The 20,615-nt window shown below is 70.7% G+C and carries 15 protein-coding genes; 7 read left to right on the forward strand and 8 right to left on the reverse strand.

Annotated elements, in window-relative coordinates:
• The first annotated feature begins 145 nt into the window (after positions 1-145).
• Positions 146-1,627, forward strand: coding sequence for a bifunctional UDP-N-acetylglucosamine diphosphorylase/glucosamine-1-phosphate N-acetyltransferase GlmU (glmU, locus tag BCR15_RS03575; RefSeq protein WP_068750516.1), 1,482 nt, complete (start codon positions 146-148; stop codon positions 1,625-1,627).
• Positions 1,628-1,632: 5 nt separating this feature from the next.
• The gene (locus tag BCR15_RS03580) at positions 1,633-2,607 is read left to right on the forward strand and encodes a ribose-phosphate diphosphokinase (protein ID WP_068750518.1); all 975 of its coding nucleotides are present in this window, start codon (positions 1,633-1,635) and stop codon (positions 2,605-2,607) included.
• 4 nt (positions 2,608-2,611) lie between these two features.
• Here BCR15_RS03580 and BCR15_RS03585 read toward each other — a convergent pair whose 3' ends face one another.
• Positions 2,612-3,796 carry an Nramp family divalent metal transporter gene (locus BCR15_RS03585; RefSeq protein WP_197971785.1) on the reverse strand — a complete coding sequence of 395 codons (1,185 nt, stop codon included), beginning with the start codon at positions 3,794-3,796 and terminating at the stop codon, positions 2,612-2,614.
• 160 nt (positions 3,797-3,956) lie between these two features.
• Between BCR15_RS03585 and BCR15_RS03590 the strand changes: the two genes are divergently transcribed.
• Together BCR15_RS03590 and BCR15_RS03595 are read left to right on the forward strand one after the other, a co-directional pair.
• Positions 3,957-4,712, forward strand: a complete 756-nt coding sequence (locus tag BCR15_RS03590) for an ABC transporter ATP-binding protein (protein ID WP_068750522.1) — start codon at positions 3,957-3,959, stop codon at positions 4,710-4,712.
• Positions 4,712-7,108 (forward strand): ABC transporter permease, encoded by a 2,397-nt coding sequence (locus BCR15_RS03595; RefSeq protein ID WP_068750523.1) that lies wholly within the window; start codon positions 4,712-4,714, stop codon positions 7,106-7,108. The genes BCR15_RS03590 and BCR15_RS03595 overlap by 1 nt, the downstream gene beginning before the upstream one ends.
• A 15-nt stretch (positions 7,109-7,123) precedes the next feature.
• On the opposite strand, the gene BCR15_RS03600 is transcribed toward BCR15_RS03595, so the two are convergent.
• The 7 genes from BCR15_RS03600 to BCR15_RS03630 form a co-directional block, all read right to left on the reverse strand.
• Entirely contained in the window at positions 7,124-9,640 is a 2,517-nt protein-coding gene (locus BCR15_RS03600; protein ID WP_068750525.1) for an FGGY-family carbohydrate kinase, read from the reverse strand.
• On the reverse strand, positions 9,640-10,800 hold the full coding sequence (rhaI, locus tag BCR15_RS03605; protein ID WP_141680024.1) for an L-rhamnose isomerase: 1,161 nt from the start codon (positions 10,798-10,800) through the stop codon (positions 9,640-9,642). The genes BCR15_RS03600 and rhaI overlap by 1 nt, the downstream gene beginning before the upstream one ends.
• A gap of 72 nt (positions 10,801-10,872) precedes the next feature.
• Positions 10,873-11,892, reverse strand: a complete 1,020-nt coding sequence (locus BCR15_RS03610; protein WP_228383440.1) for a LacI family DNA-binding transcriptional regulator — start codon at positions 11,890-11,892, stop codon at positions 10,873-10,875.
• Between the two features lie 11 nt (positions 11,893-11,903).
• A complete protein-coding gene (locus BCR15_RS03615) occupies positions 11,904-12,728 on the reverse strand; it encodes a carbohydrate ABC transporter permease (RefSeq protein WP_068751071.1) in 825 nt (274 codons plus the stop codon).
• A 5-nt stretch (positions 12,729-12,733) separates the two neighbouring features.
• Positions 12,734-13,669, reverse strand: a complete 936-nt coding sequence (locus BCR15_RS03620) for a carbohydrate ABC transporter permease (protein ID WP_228383439.1) — start codon at positions 13,667-13,669, stop codon at positions 12,734-12,736.
• A 154-nt stretch (positions 13,670-13,823) separates the two neighbouring features.
• Complete coding sequence (locus BCR15_RS03625; protein ID WP_068750527.1) at positions 13,824-15,155, reverse strand: ABC transporter substrate-binding protein; 1,332 nt, start codon at positions 15,153-15,155, stop codon at positions 13,824-13,826.
• Positions 15,156-15,317: 162 nt separating this feature from the next.
• Positions 15,318-18,092 (reverse strand): glycoside hydrolase family 78 protein, encoded by a 2,775-nt coding sequence (locus tag BCR15_RS03630; RefSeq protein ID WP_068750529.1) that lies wholly within the window; start codon positions 18,090-18,092, stop codon positions 15,318-15,320.
• A 143-nt stretch (positions 18,093-18,235) separates the two neighbouring features.
• Here BCR15_RS03630 and BCR15_RS03635 point away from each other — a divergent pair, with 143 nt between their 5' ends.
• From BCR15_RS03635 to pth, 3 genes are all read left to right on the forward strand, one after another.
• Positions 18,236-19,267 (forward strand): LacI family DNA-binding transcriptional regulator, encoded by a 1,032-nt coding sequence (locus BCR15_RS03635; RefSeq protein ID WP_176715182.1) that lies wholly within the window; start codon positions 18,236-18,238, stop codon positions 19,265-19,267.
• Between the two features lie 144 nt (positions 19,268-19,411).
• Positions 19,412-20,017: a 50S ribosomal protein L25/general stress protein Ctc gene (locus BCR15_RS03640; RefSeq protein ID WP_068750533.1), complete on the forward strand. Its 606-nt coding sequence runs from the start codon at positions 19,412-19,414 to the stop codon at positions 20,015-20,017.
• A complete protein-coding gene (pth, locus tag BCR15_RS03645) occupies positions 20,014-20,595 on the forward strand; it encodes an aminoacyl-tRNA hydrolase (protein WP_068750535.1) in 582 nt (193 codons plus the stop codon). The genes BCR15_RS03640 and pth overlap by 4 nt, the downstream gene beginning before the upstream one ends.
• Positions 20,596-20,615: the final 20 nt, after the last annotated feature.

Here is a 20,615-nt window from a genome sequence, read left to right on the forward strand (position 1 = left end):
GTGATGAACACGCTTTCATCGCGTGAGGTCCGGGCCACGGGGCGCGGGCTGGTATTTTGACGGCGAGAGAGCGGCCCCAGGCCCGTAGCTCGTCCGGCTCCACGGCAGCGGAGCGTTTCGGTCGGCACCGAAGGAGAGATATCCCGTGTCCAACTCTGACAGCGATCTGGCGCCCGTAGCGGCCGTCGTGGTGCTCGCCGCGGGAGGCGGCACCCGGATGAAGTCCAACAAGTCCAAGCTGCTCCATGAGGTGGCGGGCAAATCGATGCTCAGCTTCTCCGTCTCCGCGGCGGCGGCGCTGAACCCCGAGCACCTGGTCGTGGTCGTGGGTCACCTGCGGGAGCAGGTCGTCGAACACCTCGAGCAGCTCTCCGAGACGGTGAGCACCGCCGTCCAGGACGACCAGCTCGGCACCGGCCACGCCGTGGCGTGCGGGCTCGACGGGCTCGGCGACCTGGAGGGCGACGTCGTCGTCACCTACGCCGACGTGCCGATGCTCACGGGGGACACGCTGCGTCAGCTCGTCGCCGTGCACCGCGCGCACCACAACGCCGTCACCGTCCTCACCGCGAGGGTCGAGGACCCCACCGGCTACGGCCGCATCCTGCGCGACGGCGACGTCGTGACCGGGATCGTCGAGCACAAGGACGCCGACGAGGCCCAGCGGTCGATCGACGAGATCAACTCCGGCATCTACGTCTTCGACGCGGCCACGCTCCGCGAGGGCCTCGCCTCGCTCACCACCGACAACGCGCAGGGCGAGCAGTACCTCACCGACGTCCTGCGGTTCGCGCACGAGAGCAGCCGGCGCTGCGGGGCCCACCTCATCGACGACGTGTGGCAGACCGAAGGCGTCAACGACCGGGTGCAGCTGGCCCGCATGAACCTCGAGATGAACCGCCGCATCCGCGACGCGTGGATGCTCGCGGGCGTCACGATGGTGGACCCCGCCACGACGTGGATCGACGTCGACGTGGACCTCGCCCGCGACGTCGTCCTGCTGCCCGGCGTCATCCTCCAGGGCGCCACGACGATCGGCGAGGGCGCCATCATCGGCCCCGACACCACCCTCATGGACGTCGAGGTCGGCGCCGGCGCCGAGGTCGTCCGCACCCACGGCTCCTTCGCGGTCATCGGGGAGGGGGCCACCGTCGGCCCGTTCGCCTACCTGCGCCCAGGCACCGAGCTCGGCAAGGGCGGCAAGATCGGCACCTTCGTCGAGACCAAGAACGCGGTCATCGCCGACGGCTCGAAGGTGCCGCACCTCACCTACGTCGGAGACGCCGTCATCGACGAGGGCGTCAACATCGGCGCGGGCACGATCTTCGCCAACTACGACGGCGTCTACAAGTCGACGACGCACGTCGGCGCGCGGGCGTTCGTGGGGTCGAACTCGGTGCTCGTCGCCCCCGTCGACATCGGCCCGGGAGCGCTGGTGGGCGCCGGGTCGACCATCACCGACGACGTGCCGGCCGGCAGCCTCGCGCTCGCGCGCGGACGGCAGCGCAACATCGACGGGTGGATGGCCGAGCGCCGCCCCGAGTCCAAGGCGGCCGCCGCGGCAGCCGAGCACGACGGTGGGATCCACCCCGCCGTCGAGGAGTCCCGAGCCAAGAAGAAGGCCTGATCGCTGTGTCCCATACCGCCAAGAACACCAAGCACCTCATGCTGTTCAGCGGGCGTGCCTTCCCGGAGCTCGCGCAGGAAGTCGCCGCCCTCATGGACGAGGAACTCGTGCCGACGCGCGCCCTCACCTACGCCAACTCCGAGATCTACGTGCGCTTCGAGGAGTCGGTGCGCGGCTGCGACGCCTTCGTCATCCAGTCGCACACCGCGCCGGTCAACGAGTGGCTGATGGAACAGCTCATCATGGTCGACGCGCTCAAGCGCGCGTCCGCCAAGCGGATCACGGTCGTGGCGCCGTTCTACCCCTACGCCCGCCAGGACAAGAAGCACCTCGGCCGCGAGCCCATCTCGGCCCGCCTCGTCGCCGACATGTACAAGGCGGCGGGCGCGAACCGGATCATGTCGGTCGACCTCCACGCCGCGCAGATCCAGGGCTTCTTCGACGGCCCCGTCGACCACCTGTGGGGCCTGCCGGTCCTCTCGGACTACGTCAAGGAGAAGTACGACGCCAACGAGATGTGCGTCGTGTCCCCGGACGCCGGCCGCGTCCGCCTCGCCGACATGTGGACCGACGTGCTCGGCACCCCGCTGGCGATCGTCCACAAGCGACGCGACCACGAGAAGGCCAACACGGTGGCCGTGCACGAGGTCGTGGGCGACGTCGAGGGCAAGGTGTGCCTCCTCGTCGACGACATGATCGACACCGCGGGCACCATCGCCCAGGCGGCCCAGGCGCTGCACGACCGCGGGGCGTCCAAGGTCATCGCCGCGGCCACGCACCCCATCTTCTCCGGCCCCGCGGCTGAGCGGCTCAACGGGGCCAACTTCTCCGAGATCATCGTCACCAACACCCTGCCGACCCGCACCGACGTGCCGATCAACAACCTCACCACGCTGTCGATCGCACCCCTGATCGCCAAGGCCATCAACGCGGTCTTCCTGGACGGCTCCGTGACGTCGCTGTTCGGGGGCGTCGCCTAGCGGCTCAGCCGAAGCTCGTCGCGACCACCGCGACGTTGAGCGACAGCACCGCGGCCACCACCACCCAGGCCGCCGCGGTGAGCCACCGCGGATTGCGGTAGTCGCCCATCGTTCTGCGGCTGGCGGTCAGCACCACCAGCGGCACCACGGCGAACCCGATCCCGAAGCTCAGGACCAGCTGCGACTGTACGAGCGCCTGCGTGGGAGCGAGCCCGATCATCAGGATGGCGACGGCGGGCACCAGCGTGATCAACCGGCGCACGGTCGGCGTGATCTTCGGTGAGACTAAGTCGCGCACCATGCCCGCGCCGGCGTCGGTCCCGACGATGGCGGACCCGACGCCGGAGAACAGCAGACCGATGGCGAACACGGTCGCGGCCAGGGGACCCACCAGTGCGGTGACCTCGCCGTGTGCCGCCTCGATGGAGTCCACCGTCGCGCCGCGCAGGGCCGCCGCGGCGAACAGGAGCATCGAGACGTTCACCACCCCGGCCACCGTCAACGCGATCATCACGTCAACGCGTTGCACACGCAGCAGCCGCGGCACCGTCTCCGAGGAGCCCTCATGGCGTGAGCGGGCCAGTTCCGAGTGAAGGTAGACGGCGTGGGGCATCACGGTGGCCCCGAGCATTGCCGCCGCCAGCTGGAGTGACTCGGCGCCGGCGAATCGGGGGACGAGGCCGCCGATGACCTGCGCGGGGTCTGGCGGCAGCCAGATCAGGCTGGTCATGAAACCGATCGCGATGATGGCCAGCACGCCGATGAGCAGCACCTCGAAGAACACCTCGCCGTGGGAGCGCAGCCACTGCAGCATCACGATGGCGACCAGCCCCACGATGACGGCCCCCACTGGCAGCGGGAGGCCGAAGAGCAGGTTGAGCGCAATGGCGCCGCCCACCACCTCGGCCACGTCCGTGGCAATGGCGACGGCGAGCGCCTGGGCCGCGTACAGCGCGCGCCACACCTTTCCACGCCGACGCCTCAACAGAGAGGCGCGGACCAGGCCGCTGAGGCTCTGGCCGGTGACCACGCCCAGCTTGGCCGACAGGTACTGCACCAGCATCGCCATGAGGCACGCGAGCACCAGCGACCAGACCAGGAGGTAGCCGAACGTGGCGCCGGCCGTCAGGTTCGCCGCCACGTTGCCGGGATCCACGTAGGCCATGGCCGCGACGAACGCCGGTCCCAGGAGGGCGACGGTGCGGCGGGTCATGGCGTGAGTCTAGGCACCCTGAGGCCCTGGCAGGGTCTGGCTCAGGGAGCGGCCATACCCAGGTGCACCCCCTCCTGGACGCTCAGCCGATCCGCCGGCGGCACGCCCGGTCCTAGGTTCGATGCGAGACCCACCCATGGAGAGGACCACGGCAGTGACCGTCATCACCCACACCGCCTGCGCCACCCGGCACCTGACGAAGATCTACGGCAGTACCGCTGAGCAGGTGGTGGCCGTCGACGACGTGTCGGTCGACATCGCCCGGGGGTCGTTCACCGCCATCATGGGGCCCTCCGGCTCCGGCAAGTCGACGTTGATGCACTGCATGGCGGGACTGGACCGCCCGACGAGCGGCCAGGTCCTCATCGGCGACGACGACCTGGCGGCCCTCCCCGAGCGGGCCGTGACGCGGGTGCGCCGCGACAAGGTCGGCTTCATCTTCCAGGCCTTCAATCTACTGCCCACCCTCACGGCCGAGCAGAACATCGTCCTTCCGCTCGAGCTCGCCGGGCGGCGCGTCGAGCGGTCCGTCCTCGACGCCGTCGTCGACTCCCTCGGACTGGGCGACAGGCTGGGGCACCGACCGAGCCAGCTGTCCGGCGGGCAGCAGCAGCGCGTGGCCGTCGCCCGGGCCCTGGTCACCCGCCCCGAGGTGATCTTCGCCGACGAGCCGACTGGGGCGTTGGACCAGAAGACCGGCACCCGCCTGCTCGACTACCTGCGGGCCTGTGCCCGCGACGACGGGCAGACGATCATCATGGTGACCCACGACGCCCGCGCGGCCGCCTATGCCGATCGCGCACTCATGCTGCTCGACGGCCGCATCGTCGGCGACCTCGCCCAGCCGACCGCCGAGGCCGTCACCGGCTTCCTCGGGGCGGTGGCCGCCTGATGTTCCGCCATGCAGTCAGCGAGTTGAGGCTCCACCCGGGCCGCTTCATCGCCACCCTCGTCGCGATCGCCATCAGCGTCGGGTTCATCGTCGCCATCTCGGTGTTCATCAGCACCGAGCAGAACGGCACCGGCAAGGCCAACTCCATGGCCCTGTCCACGGCCGACCTCGTCGCCGTCGCTGGCGACGAGGGCCTCTCCGCCGAGGCCGCGGAGCTGATCGGGACCGTCGACGGCGTCGCGGCCGTCCAGCGGGTGATCAACGCGTCAGCGGAGGTCACGGCGGGGGACCGCACCGTGTTCGCCACCCTGTGGGTCAACCAGGCCCCGGAGTTCCGCTGGGCCGAGCTGGCCGAGGGCGCCTACCCCGAAGCGCCCGGGGAGATCACCGTCGCCCGGGACATGGCCGACAAGCTCGGCGTCGGGCTGGGCGACGAGGTCCAGGCCGGCCCCGGCCAGCCGCTGACCGTCGTCGGGATCACCCGTGACGCCCGCAGCCTGTTCACCTCCACGGGATACCTCTGGCAGCCGGCCGACGAGTTCCCGGCCGCCGGAGCGGTGGCGATCCTCCTCGCCGAGGACGCGGACCCGTCCGCGGTGGCCGACGAGGTCGTCCGCGCCGCCGACGGCGTGGCGCCCGGGCTGACGGTCCAGACCGCCCAGGAGTACCGCGACGCCGCCCTCGTGGCCACCACCGGTGACTTCGACGTCTTCAAGAACCTCCTGCTGGCCTTCGCCGTCATCGCGGTGCTCGTCGGCATGATCACCATCGCCAACACGTTCACCATCCTCCTGGCGCAGCGGCGCCGCCAGCTCGGGCTCCTGCGCGCCGTCGGCGCCTCGGGGAGCCAGGTCATGGGCCGCATGGTCCTCGAATCCCTGCTCCTCGGGCTCGCCGGATCGCTCGTCGGCGTCGGCCTCGGCTTCGCGGTCGCGGCCGCCGGCTCGGCCGTCACCGGCTCCTGGTACTGGGGGCTGACTGTGGACTGGGCCGAGGTCGGGCTGGCCGTCCTGGTCGGAGTGCTCGCGACGCTGATCTCCGCGGTCGTGCCGTCGGTCGCCGCCGCGCGCGTCCGGCCGCTCGAGGCCCTGCAGGCCGTACCGACCGAGGCCCAGGCCCGGCGGGCCGGCGCGGTGCGGGCCGTCGTCTGCGGCCTCCTGATCGCCGGCGGGGTGGCGTTGGCGGTGCTGTCGCAGGTCGGACGCTCGGAGATGAACCTCGTCTACGCGGCCGCCTCCGGCGTCCTGCTCACCCTGGGGGTGCTGGGGGCGGCGCCGTTCTTCGTGCCGGCCCTGCTCCGGCTCGCGGGCAGGCTGGCCGGTCCCGCCGGACCCACCGCCCGGCTGGCGCTGAAGAACTCGGCCCGCAACCCCCGCAGGGCCGCCGCCACCGCCAGCGCGCTCATGCTGGCCATCGGGCTCATCGTCACCCTGCAGATTGCGCTGACCAGCGCTCGGACGTCCGCGATGGACACCATCGACCGCGAGCTGCCGCTCGACCTGTCGGCCACCTACGAGTCGGGTGTCCCGGCCGGCACCGCCGATGCGGTCCGCGCGGTCCCCGGAGTGGCTGAGGTCGCGGTGCTGCCCGGGAAGGTGGTCGAGGTGGACGGCGCCTCGTACTTCGCCGTCGACGACCACGCCGCGCGCCTCGACATGGGGGTCGAGGCGGAGCCGATCCCCGACACCGTTGCCCGCTTCGACGAGGTGGGCCCCGACACGCCCGCGACCTTCGCGATCGGCGACGTGGAGCTGACGTCGGAGACGGGGGAGCTGTACGGCTGGCGGGCGTTCGGCGTCAGCGCCGCGACGCTGGACCGGCTGCCCGGCCAGATGGTCGACGCCGCGCTCTGGGTGAAGCTCACCGACCGGACCGACGCCACGGCCATCAACCGCGCCATCGCGGCCCTCGCCGCCGAGGAACAGCCGGATCTCAGCAACAGCGGGGCACAGATGGCCGGCATCCTCGAGCAGGTCGTCGGGGTGGTCATCCTCATCATGACGGCGCTGCTGGGCGTCGCGGTGCTCATCGCGGTGGTCGGGGTGGGCAACACGCTCGGCCTGTCCGTGCTCGAACGGCAGCGCGAGTCCGCGCTGCTGCGGGCGCTGGGCATGCAGCGCGGACAGCTGCAGCTCATGCTGCTCATCGAGGCGCTGGCGCTCGTGCTGGTCGGCGCGCTGGTCGGCTTCGCGGCGGGGATCTTCTTCGCGTGGCTGGGGCTGTCGGCGGCCTTCGCCGCCGTGCCTGGTGGCACCGTCGACCTCCGGCTCGCCATGGACCCGGCGTGGACCTTCGGACTCGTCGGGGTGTGCCTGGCGGCCGCCGCGCTGGCGTCGGTGCTCCCGGGGCGGCGTGCCGCGGGGGCGACCCCGACCGAGGCGCTCGCCGTCGACTGATGTCGCGGCGGGGGCTCAGGCCTTGGCGACCTGCCTGCGGTACGCCTCGGCCTCCCAGGTCTCGATGAAGCGACGCTCCCGCTCGTCGAGCGCCCGGACCCGGCCCAGCGCGGTCGCGGCGTGCCCCACGGTCAGGGCGTCGACGTAGACCTGCAGGGCCGTCGTCGCGGACCTCTCCGAGTCGCCCACGGCGACGACCCCGGACCCGGGCACCACCGTGACGACCGGGTCCACCCCGCGGGCCTCGCGGAACTCGGCCAGCCTCGGCTGCACCTCCGCGACGCCCGTGACGACGAGCGGGAACGAACCGGCGTAGACGATCTGGTCGGGGATGAGCGGACCCTCGACGAGGAACCGCGTGCCGGCCTCGGTGACGGGGAAGGCGCGGGCCAGGTCCCCGTCGTCGGTGGCGGCGGCGGCCGCACCGACGGCGGCGCGGAACTCCTCGGCGACGGCGGCCAGGTCGGCCAGCTCGGCCTCGGCGGCCGCGGGGGTCTCCGCCTCCCTCGCCGCGGCCGCGGCGGCGACCGCGTCCTCGATGCGCCGCAGGATCCGGTAGCTCTCCTCGGCCACGGCCACGGGATCGTCGCCGGAGACGATGAGGCCGTGGTTCATGAGGAACGTGGCGCTGGGCGCCGGGCGGCCGGTCCGTGCCGTGAACTCCTCCCGGCGGGCCTTGATCTCACGGGCCAGGGGCAGACCGGGATCGACGTAGGGCACCCAGAGGACGTCGTCGCCGAAGTGGTCGCGGGTGAGGCGCTCGCCGTCCGCGTTACAGGTGATGGCGTTGATCAGCAGCGGGTGACTGTGCAGCACGTAGGTGTCGGGGATGAGCGCGTGGAACAGGATCTCCACCGACGGGCGGCGGGGGCCGTCGTCGCGGCGGGCCAGCGTCGCGATGTGGTTGACCGGGTCGCCCAGCGCCGGGTCCGGGTCCGGCGCATCGAGCGAGTCGAGGAGCACGGCCAGGTCGAGGGGGACGAGGTCCTCGGCGGTGAGGGTGCCCATGGACACGCCGCTGGGCTTGATCCAGAGCACGCCGTCGGCCTTCGCCGACGAGTTGCCGCCGCCGGCGCGGGCGAAGGCCGGGTTGGCGCCGAACTCGTTGGACAGCGCGGTGATCGCGGCGAGCTCCTTCTCGGGGCGCGGGAGGTACTGGGTCACGGTGGTCGATGCCATCACGGTCCTTCTGAGGTCGGTGAGCGAGCCGGCGAGCAGCCCGACGGCGCGCGCCTGGATGAGGCAGTTGCCGAGTGCCGTCGCCTCGACCGGGCCCGCGGAGACGGGCAGGCCGGTGCGGTCGGCGGCGCGCTGGCACAGCAGAGTGTTATGGGAGCCGCCGCCCACCACGACGATGCGGCGGGGTGAGCGGCCCGTGATCGCGGAGATCTCGGCGATAACGTCGGCGTAGGCGTCGGCCAGGGACTCGATCAGGGCGCGGGTGAACACGGCGGGGTCGTCCAGCCGCGCGTCGCCGCCGGCCAGGGCCTTGACCCGACTGACCATGTCGCCGGGCGGCAGCAGGCTCGGGTGCATAGCGTCGAAGTGGGGCGCGTCCCGCACGGTGCGGGCCGCCGCGACCAGCTCCGGCACGGACAGGTCCCTGCCCTCCGCGGCCCAGTGCCGGACCGCCTCCGACAGGATCCAAAGACCCATGACGTTCTTGAGGTAGCGGACGGTGCCGTCGACGCCGCCCTCGTTGGTGAGGTCAGCCGCCCGGGACTGCTCCGTGAGGATGGGGGCGTCGAGTTCCATGCCGACCAGCGACCACGTCCCGGACGAGATGAACACGTCGTCGTCGGCCAGGGGCGCTCCCACGACGGCGGAGGCGGTGTCGTGGGTGCCGACGGCGACCAGTGGGACGCCCGCGGCCGGGCCCTCGGTGATGGTGCCGAGCAGCGTGCCGGGCTCCACCACCTCCGGGAAGATGCGTCGCGGGAGCCCGAGCCGGTCGACGAGCTCCCAGTCCCACTGACCCGTGAGTGGATCGAGGAGAGCGGTGGTCGACGCGTTGGTCCGTTCCGCCACCTCCAGCCCGGTGAGCCACGAGGCCAGGAGATCGGGCAGGAGCAGGAACCGCCGCGCCCGGTCGAGCCGACCGGCGGCGAGGTCGTCGGCCAGCTGGTTGACCGTGTTGAACGGCACGTCCTGCAGCCCCACCCGCGAGTACAGCTCGGCCTCGGAGATCCGCTCCCGGACGAGGGCCCGGCCGTGCTCCGTCCTGGGGTCGCGGTAGTTGAAGGGTTGTTCGAGCAGTCCGTCATCGCCGAGCAGGCCGTAGTCGACCGCCCAGCAGTCGATGCCGAGCGACACCACCGGCGCCGTGGCCGCAGCCATGGCCAGGCCGATCCCGGTCTGGATCTCCGCGAACAGCCCGGCGACGTCGAGCCGGAGCCCGTCGTCGGTCTGCCGGGCGGCGGTGGAGAACCGGTGGACCTCCGTCAGGTCGATGCGGCCGCCGGCGAGGGTGCCGAGCACCACCCGCCCGCTGGTCGCGCCCAGGTCGACGGCGATGACGGACTGCGCGGCCATCAGGCTCCCCAGCCCGCCTGCGCCCCGCCGACGCGCTCCTCGGCGATCTTGGCCAGGTAGCCGGACTCGGCGAATGCCTTCATCGGGTTGCCGGGCAGGCCGCGGGACTCGCGCCACTCGGCCAGCATGGGGCGCACGTCGGTGTAGAAGGCGTCCATGAGGATCTCGTTCGCGCCGAGGACGTCGTTGGCATCCTGGGCCGCGGCCAGCTCGTCGGCGTCGAGGAGCAGCACGCGGGCCGTCATCTCCTGCACGTTGAGCACGGAACGGATCTGGCCGGGGACCTTGTCCTCGATGTTGTGGCACTGGTCGAGCATGAACGCCACGCCGGTGGCCGGATCGAAGCCGCCGCCGCGCCGAACCTCCCACAGGATCCGGAACAGCTGGAACGGATCGGCGGCGCCGACGACCAGGTCGTCGTCGGCGTAGAACCGCGAGTTGAAGTCGAACGAGCCGAGCTTCCCCAGGCGCAGCAGCTGAGCGACGATGAACTCGATGTTGGTGCCGGGGGCGTGGTGGCCCGTGTCGAGGCAGACCAGCGCCTTGTCGCCGAGGGCGTTGACGTGCGCGAACGAGGTGCCCCAGTCCGGGACGTCGGTGTGGTAGAACGCGGGTTCGAAGAACTTGTACTCCAGCACGAGCCGCTGCTCGGCGCCGAGCTCCGCGTAGATCGTGGCGAGCGACTCGGCGAGCCAGTCCTGGCGGCGGCGGATGTCGCCCTGTCCGGGATAGTTGGTGCCGTCGGCGAGCCAGATCTTGAGGTCGGTGGAGCCGATCTCGTTCATGATCTCGAGGCACTCGAGGTGGTGATCGATGGCCTTCCGGCGCACCTTCGGGTCGTTGTGGGCCAGGCTGCCGAACTTGTAGGCCTCGTCCTGGAAGGTGTTGGAGTTGACGGTGCCGAGCTCCAGTCCGAGCTCCTCCGCGTAGGCCTTGAGCCCCGCCCAGTCGTCGACCTTGTCCCAGGGGTAGTGCAGGGCGACCTTGGGCGACAGACCGGTGAACCGGTTGACCTGCGCCGCGTCGGCCAGCTTCTCCTGGATGGTGCGGGGCGTGCCGGGCGAGCCGAAGACCCGGAAGCGGGTGCCGGAGTTTCCGTACGCCCACGACGGGACCTCGATGACCTGGGCCTCGAGTTGGGAGCTGATGGTGTCGATCATGGCGCCTCCTCGCGCTACTTAAATCGTTTCACAAACGAGTGATTGAAACGATACAACGATGGGCTCCGCCGGTCAACGGGACGTGGAGTCCCGGACGACGAGGGTGGGGGTGTAGACGATGGTGCGATGCTCGTGGTCCACGCCCGCGTCGTGGTCCTCGAGTTCCCGGATGAGCAGATCCGCGGCGGCCCGGCCCAGGTCACGCCTGGGCTGCGCCACGGACGTGAGCGGCACGGTGGCCGCGGACGCGAACTCGATGTCGTCGTATCCGACGATCGCGACCTCCTGCGGCACCCGGATCCGGGCGGCGACGAGGCCCTGCAGCAGCCCGATCGCGATCATGTCGTTGGCGCAGAAGATCCCCGTCGGGCGCTCATCGGCGGGCAGTGTGGACAGGTGTTCGGCGGCCGCCCTGCCGGATCCGAAGTCCAGGGCCGGCACTGACACGGCCAGCAGGGTGGCCCCGGCCTCGGCGGCGGCCTGTTCGGCGCCCTCGCGGCGGTCGCGGACCTGAGCCAGCGTCGACGGCCCGCCCACGAAGGCGAGCCGGCGGTGCCCCTGCGCGACGAGGTGCCTGACGGCGATGCGCCCGCCCTCGACGTCGTCGACGCCCACGGTACAGCCGGCCTCGCCGGCGGCGCGGTCCACGAGCACCGAGGGGATCCTGGCGCGGTGCAGCGCCTCGACCTCCGCCGGCAGCGCCCCGATCGGCCCGAGCACGACGCCGCGGACGCGCTGATCGCGGAACGAGCGCAGGATCGCCGCCTCGCGGTCGGGGCGGTTGTCGGCGTCGCCGATCGTCGCCCCGTAGCCGGCCTCCTCGAGGCGGGCCTGGGCGCCGCGCAGGACGTCGGCGAAGAACGGGTTCGCGACGTCCATGACCGCCAGCCCGATGGTGCGGCTCCGGCCGGCCCGCAGCGCCTGTGCCTGCTGGTTGGGGGCCCAGCCCAGCGTCCGGATCGCGTCCTCCACCCGGGCGCGGGTGGAGGGGAGCACCCGGTCCGGGTTGTTGACGACGTTCGACACCGTCCCGATGGAGACTCGGGCCAGGTCGGCGACGTCGCGCATGCTGAGGCGGGGCTGCGGGTTCACGAGGTCTATCCTCAGCCCTTCACGGCCCCGGACGTCATCCCGGCCACGATCTGACGCTGGAAGAAGATGTACATGATCAGCGGCGGGATCGTGATGAGCAGGATGTTGGTGAACAGCAGGTTGTAGGACGTGTTGAACTGGCTCTGGAAGTTGAACAACGTCAGCTGCACCGTGGCGTTCTTGTCGCCCGGGAGGAAGTACAGCGGGTTCTGGAAGTCGTTGAAGACGAACACAGACTGCACGACCACGACGGTGACGATGACACCTCGCAGCAGGGGCAGGATCACCTGGAAGAACAGCCGCATCGGCCCCGCGCCGTCGACGATGGCCGCCTCGTCGATCTCCTTCGGGATGGTCGAGATGAAGGCCCGCATCATCAGCACGGTGAACGAGAGGCCGAAGGCGACCTCGATGAGGATGAGTCCGGGCAGGGTCTTGAAGATCCCCAGGGTCTGCATGACCCAGATGGTGGGGACGACGGCCGGCGGGATGATGAGTCCCGCGAGCACGAGCCCGTTGATCCACGGGTTGATCCAGCTCTTGCGGCGCTGGAGGACGTAGGCGATCATCGCGCCGAAGATCACCATGAGGGTGACGCTCGCCACCGTGAGGATGGTCGAGTTGATGAACGCGATGATGAGCATGAAGTCGCGGGCCTGCACCACGTCGACGATGTTCTGCCACAGCTGGATCTCGGTGGGCCACGAGAACTGCAGCAGGTTCGCCTCCTGCTTGGGCTTCATCGCCGTGAGCAGGATGAACGCGAACGGCAGGATGAATACGACGGCGGTGACGGCGATCCCGATGATGCCGACGATGTAGCCGATGGGCCGCATCTTGGTCACAGGACGACCTCCTTGGAGTTGAGCCACCGCGACAGAGGGTAGATGATCGCCGTGACCACGATGAACAACACGACGTTGCCCGCGGTGGACAGGCCGTAGAAGCCGGCCTGGTACTGCTTGTAGATGACCGACGCGATGACATCGGACGCGAAACCGGGCCCGCCCTGCGTGGTCGTCCAGATGAGGTCGAACGACCGCAGGCCGCCGATGAGCGACAGGATGATGACGGTGGAGGTGGCCGGGAAGGACAACGGCAGCATGATGGTGCGGAAGATGTCCCACGCGCTGGCGCCGTCGACCCTCGCCGCCTCGTAGTACTCCTGCGGGATGGCCACCAGCCCGGCGATGTAGATGAGCGTCGCGAGCCCGATGCCCTTCCACACGTCGATCGCGGCGACGGTGAGCAGCGCGATGTCGGGATCCACCAGCCAGCGCGGTCCGTCGATGCCGACGGCGCCCAGTGCGGCGTTGACCAGGCCGTCGGTGGGGTTGAGCAGCACCTGGAACGTCAGGCCGACCCCCACAGCCGAGACGAGGACCGGGAAGAACGTCAACGACCGCAGGTAGCCACGCGCCCAGATGTGCTGCACCAGCACCACGGCCAGCGCCATGCCGAGCACGACCTTCGACCCGGACGTGACGAAGGCGTAGATGAGGGTGTTGACCAGCGAGCCGATGAGCCCCGGCTCGCTGAAGAAGGTGACGAAGTTGTCGAAGCCGACGAACGTCGCGTCGAACAGCGTCCACCGGGTGAAGGCGTAGTAGAACGACAGCACCGTCGGGACGATGAAGAGGATGAGGAAGACCAGCCCGCCCGGCACGTAGAACCACATGGGGTAGGTCTTGTCGATGTGGACGGGCGAGATGCGCGGCTTGGCCGCCGGTGGCGACGGCGGCGCCGCGGGTGTGGTGGAGGCGGTGGAGGCGGACACTCAGGGCTCCTCGGGATGGGCTGTCACGTCAGTGTGAGGCGGCTGCGCTGCCGCTGTGCGCAAAGGCGCGGGAAATGAAGCGGAGGGTGGGGGAGGAGCGAACAACCCCCACCCTCCGTCAGGAGAGGTGCCGACCGTCACCGGCCGGTCTGGCTCACCAGCCCTCGAGGCCGAGCTGCTGTGCCTGCTTCTCGACGTCCTGGTCGTAGAGCTTGGCGCCGTCGGCCGCCGAACGGATGCCGGAGCCGACCTCGACGGTGATCTTCTCCAGGTTCGGGCCCTTCACCGGGGACACGAACTCGAGCGCCGGGCTCGCCTTGCCCTCGTCGAAGTAGCTCTGCAGGTCGAGCACGGCCTGGGGCAGGTCGTCGGGCAGGGTGCAGCCCTGGACCATGTACGGGCCGGTGGGGGTCACGGCCTCGGTCTGCGCGTCGCAGGCCTCCGGGGTCGCCACGTAGTCCAGGAAGCGCTTCGCGGCCTCGAGCTCCTCGCCCTCGGTCGTCGCCGGCAGGTAGATGCCGGCCGGGGTCCACGCCGTGAGTCCGTTGGTGGCGGCGTCGTCGCCGGGCTGGGCGAAGAAGCCGATGTTCTCGGCGGCGTCGTCGGCCAGCGTCACGTACGTGTTCACCACGAAGGTCAGCATCGGGTAGTGCGCGCCCTCACCGTTGACGAGCTTGGTCAGCGCCTGATCGAGCTTCGCCGTCGCGTAGTCCTCGTTCATGTAGCCCGCCGTGGCCACTTCCTCGAGCCGCTGGAAGCCCTTGATGGCGGGCTCGTCGACGTACTTGGCCTGGTTGGCGGTGTACTTCTCAGCCCAGTCCGACTGGGCCTGCGTGACGTTGTGGAAGTCGGCCAGGATGAACAGCTGAGAGGTCCACGTGTCGCCGAAGCTCTGGATGACGGGGTCGATCCCGGCGGCCTTGATCTTCTCGTTGTTGGCCATGAACTCGTCCCAGGTGGTGGGCACCTCGAGGCCGAGATCGTCGTAGACGGACCGGTTGTAGAGGATGCCGCCGGCCATCGCCTGGCCGAACGGCACGCCGAAGACCTTGTCGCCGGAGCTGACCGACGGCAGGAACGCCTCATCCACCCGGCTCATGAACTCCTCGGAGCTCAGGTCGACCAGCTGATTGGTGGGATCCAGCGCCTGGAGGAGCGAGCCTGAGTTGTACATGAAGATGTCGTTCATCTCCCCGGTGGCCAGCTTGGTCTTGACGATGTTGTCACCGTCGGCGCCGCCCGGCCGGGATTCGATGGTGATCTCGACGTCGTCGTTCTCGGCCATGAAGCCGTCGGCGATCGCCTGGGCCGTCATCTGGCTGGTCTCCGTGTTGTCGACGAGGAACGACAGCTCGATCTTCTCCGCTGCAGCACCGCCCGAGGTGGTGTCGTCGTCGCTCGAGCCGAGCGAGCCTGCGGAACAGGCGCTGAGCGCCGCTGCGGCAGCGATGGCGATCGCTGCGATCCCGTGCTTCTTGAAGTTCATAGATGCCCTCCGTTGGACTCATCTACCTGAAACGTTTCAGGTAGGTATTGAAAGGTTAAAATCTCGACACTGGGAGTGTCAAGGGGTTTTCGGTATCGGTTTGATCACGGTTGGCGCCGCCGGGGGAAGGGCGGCGCCAACCGTAGTCAGATAAGGAACGGCCTACGCCTTGATCCGCTCGACCAGGGCGGCCAACTCCTCGCGGCCGCCGTCGCTGCCGCCCAGCGTGAACGCGTCCACGAGGACGTCGACGGGATCGTCGAGGTGGGCCTTGACCCGGTCGGCCACCGTCGCCTCGTCGCGCACGGTCACCATCCCCTTGAGCGGCACGGCCAGGGCGCCCTCGACGAACGCCGGCCAGCGGACCGGATCGTCCATGAGGTCGCGGACGGTGGCCGGGGAGCCGTGCTCGGGCTCCGGCCACTCGACGCGCCACTCGTGGCGACCCGAGCCGACCTTGGCGCTGACGCCAGGGAGGTCCACCTCGGCGGTGACGCCCGGCGGGACGCTGGCGGAGACCAGGACCGAGTCGCCGTCGCGCCGCCAGCCCACCTGGATCTCGCCGAACGGCGACAGGTGACGGGCCGAGGCGTGGGAGAGTCCACCGCCGGGCCGCGGGGCGATGCGGATCCGCCGGTAGCCGGGCTCCCGCGGGGCCAGGCCCGCGACCGTGCGGTGCAGCCAGTCCGCCACCGCGCCCAGGGCGTAGTGGTTGAACGACGTCATCTCGCCCGGGTTGATGGTTCCGTCGGGGAGCATGGAGTCCCACCGCTCCCAGATGGTGGTCGCGCCCATGGTGACCGGGTAGAGCCACGACGGGCAGCCCGTCTGCAGCAACAGCCGGTACGCGGTCTCGACGTGACCGGCGTCGGCCAGAGCGTCGGTGACCAGCGGCGTGCCCACGAAGCCCGTGGAGATCCGGAAGCCGGAGGTGCGCACCAGGTCGGCGAGGCGGGCCGCGGCCGCCGCGCGCTGGTCCTCGGTCTCGAGGAGGTCGAAGACCAACGCCATGGCGTAGACGGTCTGCGCATCGCTGAGGATGCGCCCGCCTGGGGTGACGAAGTCGCGCCGGAAGCCGGCCAGCGCCCGGTCCGCCACGGAGCGGGCATACGCCTCGGTCTCGGCGTCGCCGACGATGGCAGCGGCCCGCGCGGTGAAGTCCGCGCTGCGGTACACGTGCGCCGTCGCGACGACATCCGGATCCGCCTTGGCGCGGGCGGGCTCGTCCGGCGGGGCCGTCGGGTCGAGCCAGTCGCCGAACTGGAAGCCGCCCGACCACACGCCGTCGTCCCCAGCCGCCTTGTCCAGGTACTCGACCCAGCGCCGCATGCTCGGCAGCTGCCGGGCCAGGACCGCGACGTCGCCGGAGCGCTCGTGCAGGACGGTCGGGACGATGGCGGCGGCGTCGCCCCACGCGGTGGCGACCATGCCGCCCAGGACGTTCGGCACGACGATCGGGACTCCGCCGTCGTCGAACTGGTCGGCCTCGAGGTCGCGCAGCCAGGAGCGCAGGAACCCGGTGGCGTCGTAGAGGAACTCCGCAGTCGGCGTGAAGACCTGGATGTCGCCGGTCCAGCCCAGCCGCTCGTCGCGCTGCGGGCAGTCCGTGGGCACGTCGACGAAGTTGCCGCGCATGCCCCACACGACGTTCTCGTGCAGCCGGTTGAGGAGGTCGTGCGAGGAGTCGAACCACCCGGTGCGCTCCATGTCGGAGTGGATGACCACGGCTTCCACCGAGACGATCTCCGCCTCGGCGACGCCGTCGATGCGCGCGTAGCGGAAGCCGTGGAACGTGAACGTGGGCTCAAGGACCTCGTCGCCGGCGCCCGCGAGGTGGTACGTGTCGGTGGCCTTCGCGGAGCGCAGTGGCCGGATGCCGAGCTCGTCGTGTTCGAGGACCTCGGCCTGGGTGACGACGACCTCCCGCCCGGACTCGGCGCGGACCCTCAGGCGGACCCAGCCGACGACGTTCTGGCCGAAGTCGACCAGCAGCGCCCCCGAGGGAGACCGCCACATGGACTGGGACGCGACGACCTGGGTGACGCGCACGGGTGGGCCGTCGGGAGCCACGAGGAGGGACAGGTCGGCGTCGACCACCTCGACGGCGTCGTCGCCCAGGGGCTCGGTGATCCGCAGGTCGGTGGTGCAGCCGTCGTAGATGTCGTCGGCCAGCACCCGCGAGGTGTGGGCGCGCCAGGTGTCGTCGGTGCCGAGGACGTGGCGCGCCCCGTCGGCCGTCGTGACCTCCAGCTGCGCGAGCAGCGCGAGCCGGTCGCCGTAGACGGCTCGCCGGTCGCCCCAGGTGAGCCGACCGCGGTACCAGCCGTTGCCGAGCAGGGCGGCGACGTCGTTGGCGCCGGAGCGCAGGAGTTCGGTGACGTCGTGGGTCTGGTACCGCAGCCGGTGGTCGTAGCTGGTCCAGCCGGGGGCCAGGTACTCGTCGCCGACCCGGCGCCCGTTGATGCTGACCTCGTACAGGCCGTGCGCCGTCACGTGGAGCCGGGCCGCGACGATGTCGGCCGGCAGGTCCCAGGTCGTCGTGAGCAGGGGCGCCGGGGTCAGGATGCCGCCGAGTGTCGTGGGTGAGATGAAGCGGGCCTGCCAGTCCTCGGGGGCGAGGAGGCCGGCCTCGATGGTGACGGCGTCGCTCCACTGCGCCCACCCGCCGTCCTCTCCGCGCGCCCGCACCCGGACGACGGCGCGCTCGAGGGACGCCAGGGGGGCGTCGGGCCAGGCGACGAAGAGCTGTTCGCCCGAGTCTGCGGCGTGGACGGCGCTGTGATCGCCGCGCTCGATCTCGATCTCATAGCCCGCCTGGCGCCACCCGTCGGGTGCGTCGGTGACCTGCCAGGACAGGCGGGGGGCGGTGTCGCCCAGGCCGAGCACGGCGGGGGCGACGGGGCGGTTCTCGACCCGAAGTCGGGTGGTACTGGTCATGCGGATCCTCGACGGTGAGAGATGGACAACGCCATGAAACGTTTCACCCCATGGTGGCGCCCCTTCCGGACTCCCGTCAAGAGGGTGGACGAAGAAATCTGAAGCGTTTCATGTGGGACTCCTGGGCGCATAGAGTGACCCCCATGACACCGAGGGGGGCGGGGCGGCTGCCCAGCATGAACGACGTGGCGCGCGAGGCCGGCGTCTCGCTGGGCACGGTCTCGAACGTGCTCAACAGGCCGGAGTCCTGCCGTCCGGAGACGGTGCGGCGGGTCCAGGCGGCGGTGGAGCGCCTGGGCTTCGTCCGCAACCTCAACGCGCGATCCCTGGTCGGCGCCGCCTCACACACCATCGGCCTCAACGTGTTCGACTTGGGCAACAGCCTGTTCGTCGACATCGCGCGGGGCGCGCAGACGGTGCTGCGCGACCGTGGCTACCAGCTCGTCATCACCGATTCGGAGGTCGACCAGGGGCGGCAGCGTGATCACCTCGACTACTTCGACGAGACGCGGGTCGCCGGCGTGCTGCTGGCGCCCCAGTTCGACCCGACCGAGGACGTCCGACGCCTCGCCGGGCACGGCCGGCGCACGGTCGTCCTCAACCACGACGCGGCGGGGGCCACCTGGTCGACGGTGTTGATCGACAACGAGCACGCCGGGTACCTGGCAGCGTCACACCTGGCGGAGCGCGGCGCGCGGAAGTTGGCTTTCGTCACGGTCGCCGAGCAGCTGCAGCCGGCCGTCGAGCGACGCCTCGGCGTGGGTCGGGCCGTCGCAGGGATGGACGGTGTGTCCCTGCGCGACCTGCACGTCCCGGACCTCGAGATCGACGGCGGGATCGACGCGGGCCGTGCACTGCTGTCGCTTCCGGAGGGCGAGCGGCCCGACGGCGTCATCTGTGTCGCGGACCTCACCGGCATGGCGATCGTCCAGGTGCTGTCGGGTGCCGGCGTCCGCGTTCCCGACGACATCCTCGTCATGGGGTGTGACTCCAACATCAACGCGTGGGGTGGCGACGTGCCGCTGACCACCGTGGCCCAGCACGGCGACGAGATGGGCGCAGCCGGAGCCCGCATCCTGCTCGACGAACTGGCCGACCCGGGCCGCCCCCCGACGCGCCACGTGATCCGACCCGAGCTGATCGAGCGGGCCTCCACCTCCCCACGGTCCCGCTAGGCCACGGCGATTGGCCCGGCCGCGGGTGCTGAGGTAGGCTTGGCGGGCTGCCTGGCGAGGGACCCCCAGGGTCCGTGATCGACATGCCACTGTCCTCGCTCGGCGCCCGCACGCGTACACCACCCGAAGCTTGAGGAGTTCCGCATGGCAGACGTCACCCTGACCGCCACCACCCGCACCGAGTTCGGCAAGGGCGCCGCCCGCCGCCTGCGTCGCGCCGGCCAGACGCCGGCCGTCCTGTACGGCCACGGCACCCAGCCGGTCCACCTGGCGCTGCCCGCGCGCGAGACCTTCCTGGCGCTGCGCCAGGCCAACGTCCTGCTGCACATCACCGTCGAGGGCGAGAAGAAGCCGTTCCTCGCGCTGCCCAAGCAGATCACCCGCGACCCGATCCTCCCCGCCATCGAGCACGTCGACCTGGTGCTCATCACGGCCGGCGAGAAGGTCACGGTCGACGTGCCGCTGTTGTTCACGGGCGACGTCGAGCGCGGCGCGCTGGTGAACCACGACCTGTCGACGGTCAGCGTGCTGGCGCCCGCCACCGACATCCCCACCGAGGTCGAGGTGTCGCTGGAGGGTCTCGCCGTCGGTGCGCAGATCACCGTGGCCGACCTGACCTTCCCGCAGGGTGTCGAGGCCGCCGTCGACGGCGACACGCTCGTCGTCAGCGTCGTGCCGGCGCCGGTCGCCGACCTCGGTGAGAGCGCCGAGGGCGAGACCGAGGCCGAGGGCGGCGCCGAGAGCGAGTGACCGACTCGACGTACCTCGTGGTCGGGCTCGGCAACCCGGGTCCGACCTACGAGGCCACCCGGCACAACGTCGGGTTCTGGGCCGTAGCGGACCTCGTGGACCGCTACGGCTCGTCGTTCTCCCTCAACTCGCGGCAGCGCGCCGAGGTCGCGACCGCGCTGGTGCCGGGCACGTCGATCAGGCTCGTGCTCGCGCGTCCGACGACGTTCATGAACGATTCCGGTTCGGCCGTCCGCTCCCTGGCGACGTTCCACAAGGTCAAGCCGTCCCACATCGTCGTGATCCACGATGAGCTGGACCTGGATGCCGGCCGCCTGCGCGTGAAGCTCGGGGGCGGCGACAACGGGCACAACGGACTGAAGTCCATCCGCGCCCACCTCGGGACCGGAGACTTCCACCGGGTGCGGGTCGGCGTGGGGCGCCCCCCCGGTCGGCAGGACGCGGCCGCCTGGGTGCTGGCGAAGATGAAGCCCGCCGAGCTGGAGGAGATGCGGGTGGATGCCGCCGTGGCGGCGGACGCCGTCGAACTGCTCGTGCGCGAGGGCCTGGTGGCGACGCAGAACCGCTACAACTCGTGATGTCAGAGGGCCGTGGAAGG

Origin of the sequence: Tessaracoccus lapidicaptus (genome assembly GCF_001693815.1) — a bacterium.
GTDB classification, from domain to species: domain Bacteria; phylum Actinomycetota; class Actinomycetes; order Propionibacteriales; family Propionibacteriaceae; genus Arachnia; species Arachnia lapidicapta.

What these genes read in the sequence shown, in the direction of transcription:
- BCR15_RS03590 (WP_068750522.1), top strand. Translation starts at nt 3,957, where the DNA reads ATGGAGAGGACCACGGCAGTGACCGTCATCACCCACACCGCCTGCGCC.
- BCR15_RS03595 (WP_068750523.1), top strand. Translation starts at nt 4,712, where the DNA reads ATGTTCCGCCATGCAGTCAGCGAGTTGAGGCTCCACCCGGGCCGCTTC.
- BCR15_RS03600 (WP_068750525.1), bottom strand. Translation starts at nt 9,640, where the DNA reads ATGGCCGCGCAGTCCGTCATCGCCGTCGACCTGGGCGCGACCAGCGGG.
- rhaI (WP_141680024.1), bottom strand. Translation starts at nt 10,800, where the DNA reads ATGATCGACACCATCAGCTCCCAACTCGAGGCCCAGGTCATCGAGGTC.
- BCR15_RS03615 (WP_068751071.1), bottom strand. Translation starts at nt 12,728, where the DNA reads ATGCGGCCCATCGGCTACATCGTCGGCATCATCGGGATCGCCGTCACC.
- BCR15_RS03625 (WP_068750527.1), bottom strand. Translation starts at nt 15,155, where the DNA reads ATGAACTTCAAGAAGCACGGGATCGCAGCGATCGCCATCGCTGCCGCA.
- BCR15_RS03630 (WP_068750529.1), bottom strand. Translation starts at nt 18,092, where the DNA reads ATGACCAGTACCACCCGACTTCGGGTCGAGAACCGCCCCGTCGCCCCC.
- BCR15_RS03635 (WP_176715182.1), top strand. Translation starts at nt 18,236, where the DNA reads ATGACACCGAGGGGGGCGGGGCGGCTGCCCAGCATGAACGACGTGGCG.
- BCR15_RS03640 (WP_068750533.1), top strand. Translation starts at nt 19,412, where the DNA reads ATGGCAGACGTCACCCTGACCGCCACCACCCGCACCGAGTTCGGCAAG.